3 protein-coding genes and 3 pseudogenes are annotated in these 2,709 nt (G+C 44.3%); 4 read left to right on the top strand and 2 right to left on the bottom strand.

Features of this window, described 5'->3' with window-relative positions; genetic code table 11:
* Together P5674_RS24060 and P5674_RS24055 are read right to left on the bottom strand one after the other, a co-directional pair.
* Nucleotides 1–259: pseudogene (locus P5674_RS24060) on the bottom strand (hypothetical protein); the annotation flags it as partial.
* Nucleotides 237–518: pseudogene (locus tag P5674_RS24055) on the bottom strand (IS1 family transposase); the annotation flags it as partial. The pseudogenes P5674_RS24055 and P5674_RS24060, both read right to left, overlap by 23 nt.
* Nucleotides 519–1,182: 664 nt before the next feature.
* On the opposite strand from P5674_RS24055, the gene P5674_RS24050 reads away from it, so the two are divergent.
* The 4 genes and pseudogenes from P5674_RS24050 to P5674_RS24035 all read left to right on the top strand — a co-directional run.
* Nucleotides 1,183–1,407, top strand: coding sequence for a reverse transcriptase N-terminal domain-containing protein (locus P5674_RS24050; protein ID WP_315670356.1), 225 nt, complete (start codon nt 1,183–1,185; stop codon nt 1,405–1,407).
* A 21-nt stretch (nt 1,408–1,428) separates the two neighbouring features.
* Nucleotides 1,429–1,650, top strand: coding sequence for a hypothetical protein (locus P5674_RS24045; protein WP_014275811.1), 222 nt, complete (start codon nt 1,429–1,431; stop codon nt 1,648–1,650).
* Nucleotides 1,610–1,840 (top strand): reverse transcriptase domain-containing protein, encoded by a 231-nt coding sequence (locus tag P5674_RS24040; protein WP_014275812.1) that lies wholly within the window; start codon nt 1,610–1,612, stop codon nt 1,838–1,840. The genes P5674_RS24045 and P5674_RS24040 overlap by 41 nt, the downstream gene beginning before the upstream one ends.
* Nucleotides 1,830–2,709: pseudogene (locus P5674_RS24035) on the top strand (reverse transcriptase domain-containing protein); the annotation flags it as partial. The gene P5674_RS24040 and the pseudogene P5674_RS24035, both read left to right, overlap by 11 nt.

Raw genomic sequence — 2,709 nt, 5'->3', positions numbered from 1 at the left:
GAGCCATTTGAGCGGAGGTTTTGTCGCCATGCTCTTGGGCAAAAGCCTTGAATTTGTGCCAGTCGGTAATTTGGTGGCTATGACCAGGTGGGCGATTAGGTTTAGGGAGGAAGTCGCCGGTGTGTTCTTTTCTTTGCAGCCAGAGATTGATGGTGTTCCTGCTGACATGGAAAACTTGACTGGCTTCGGTTTTGGGTATACCGTCTAGTTCGGTATTGCACAGTGAGGAATGATGAAGAGAACGGAGGAAGTTGTCCATGCTTCAAATAATAGATAAGTAAGCGAATTGATTTGTACAACATCTCAGTGGACTTGGAATAACACAAAGTTTTGCGATGTAGCCTGGCTAAATAGTGCCTCAGACGGCAGTTTTCTCCTTCTACTCTTGTCATAGCCGTTTTGCTGACTAGATGATTGCAATCCTCAATTAAGCAAGGATAAACTTTGTATCCGTCCGTAATATATAGAAAACAAGCCCAGCCCTGAATCATTTGCCATAATGTGGTAAAAGGTGCGAGACGTTCAGGCATCAAATAGGGCTGCAATGCCCGAAATAACTGCCTGGTGAGGATTTATACCCCTTGGTTGAATATAAGGAGCGCACTCCTGACCATCCTCATAACTGTTTATATGTCCCGACGTTTGGAAAAATCCAAACAAGGCAGGGAACTCAAGGTCATGAACCAACTGAGAAATCAGGGAGTAAAGAGTAACGGCGACAGCCACCCCCAGTTTTGGGAATCATAACCCCAGGACTGAAGCGGGGAACGGAAGGCGTGAAGTAGAACCTACTACCAGATGCGACCACTGCCAACCATCCATGATTAGGGAAACCGAATGTCCGGCTTGAACCATCGTCATTATTGAGCAGCGAAACAGGTTGATACGCTGCGCTCAAAAGAGTAAGGGGAAAAGTAGGGTAATCTTTTCATCACCTACACAGACCTTTAAAAGTACCCCGGTGGAAAGGACAAATCTCAAGATGGAATGCCCATATAAATGGAACGTTTTAAGTCCTCCTAGACTCTGATTATTTGGTCGAAATATCAGTAGGGATAAGTGTAACCGCAAGTCTCGGAGGATGTGAGATGTGACCAAAAGCCAACGCCCTGCTGTAATGGTAGGGATATGCTAACAGGTCACGGTTTGATTGTAAAGAAATAGAATCTAGTAGGTGTACATATGGCGATAGCGAGTTCAAAGAAAGGGTTTGGAAAACCAAAACCAATCAAGACTACGAACAACGCATGGAAGACAATCCCATGGACTAAGGTTCAACGGAAAGTATTCAAGCTCCAAAAGAGTATATTTCAAGCAGCTAAATCGGGACAAGACGCTAAGGGACGAAGATGGCAACGTCTATTGGTGAAGTCATATTATGCCCGGCTCCTAGCAGTGCGACTGTAGGGGCGGGTTCCACGGTCAGCCATGCTTCCCAACAGTCAGCTTAATAAACCCGCCCCCCAGGCGGGTCAAGGCAAGAAGACAGCCGGAGTTGATGGAGTAAGAGTAATCTCTCCAAGACAAAGGTTTGAGCTTGTGGAGAACATTAAGGGAAATATCAAAGCAAAACCACTGCGACGGGTGTGGATACCAAAACCTGGCAGGGATGAAAAAAGCTGGAATAGGAATACCCACAATCCAAGATAGAGCAAGGCAAGCCTTGGTCAAGTCGGCTCTCGAACCTGAATGGGAATCGAGATTTGAAGGTACAAGCTACGGGTTCCGTCCCGGACGGTCCGCCCATGACGCAATTGGCAGAATTTATATTGCCATAAATCGAGGACAATATTATGTTCTCGATGCCGATATAGCAAAATGCTCTTACCGTGAACCATGATTACCTACTGTCCAAAATTCATTGTCCAAGCAGCTTGAAGAGAGACCTGAAACAATGGCTCAAAGCTGGCGTGCTAGATAACGGTGTATTTGAGGATACAGAAACAGGGACACCTCAAGGAGGGGTAATAAGTCCAATACTCGCCAACATCGCACTGTTGGGAATGGAAAGGCTAGTTAAAGAAATGTATCCTAACAAAGGAACAACCACTCAGATAAACCTTATAAGATACGCCGATGATTTCGTGGTAATCTCCAAAGACCTAGGAATCATTGAACAGTGCAAAACTGCTATCACCGAATGGTTAAAACCTGTAGGATTAGAGATTAAACCCGAAAAGACTCGAATTGGTCACACACTCAAACCTATTGAGTATAATGGCAAAACAGAAGAACCTGGGTTTGATTTTCTCGGATTCAATATCAGGCAATACCCAGTAGGAAAATACAAGTCTGGAAAAACAGGGGGACGTAAGAGCCGATTAATCGGACATAAAACCCACATAAAACCCAGCCAAAAAGCAGTTGCCCACACAGAAGCGATAAAAGGTGTAATTAAACAATCTAAAACTGCACCTCAATCAGCCCTGATTAAACATCTAAACCCGATGATTCGGTGATGGACAAATTATTATTCAGCGGTAGTCTCAACAGAGACCTTCAATAAGCTAGACAACATAGTTTGGCAAATGTTACGGGCATGGACAAAATCAAGATGCCAAAAGGCAAGTTACGAAAAGCTAGGAAACTATTTCAGACATGGAATGGTTAAACTTAGCAATGGGAAAGAAAGGCATGAATCTTGGTTATTCCAGACCAAAGATGGAATCCAATTATGGAAACATAAGTGGACTCCAATTGTCAGACACA

It is taken from the genome of Limnospira sp. PMC 289.06, from assembly GCF_032350395.1.
Classification (GTDB): Bacteria; Cyanobacteriota; Cyanobacteriia; order Cyanobacteriales; family Microcoleaceae; genus Limnospira; species Limnospira platensis.
This window is presented reverse-complemented; position numbering and strand designations above follow the sequence as displayed.

Excerpts from the sequence above, each read along its gene's own strand:
- P5674_RS24050 (WP_315670356.1), top strand. The coding sequence starts at position 1,183 with ATGGCGATAGCGAGTTCAAAGAAAGGGTTTGGAAAACCAAAACCAATC.
- P5674_RS24045 (WP_014275811.1), top strand. The coding sequence starts at position 1,429 with ATGCTTCCCAACAGTCAGCTTAATAAACCCGCCCCCCAGGCGGGTCAA.
- P5674_RS24040 (WP_014275812.1), top strand. The coding sequence starts at position 1,610 with ATGAAAAAAGCTGGAATAGGAATACCCACAATCCAAGATAGAGCAAGG.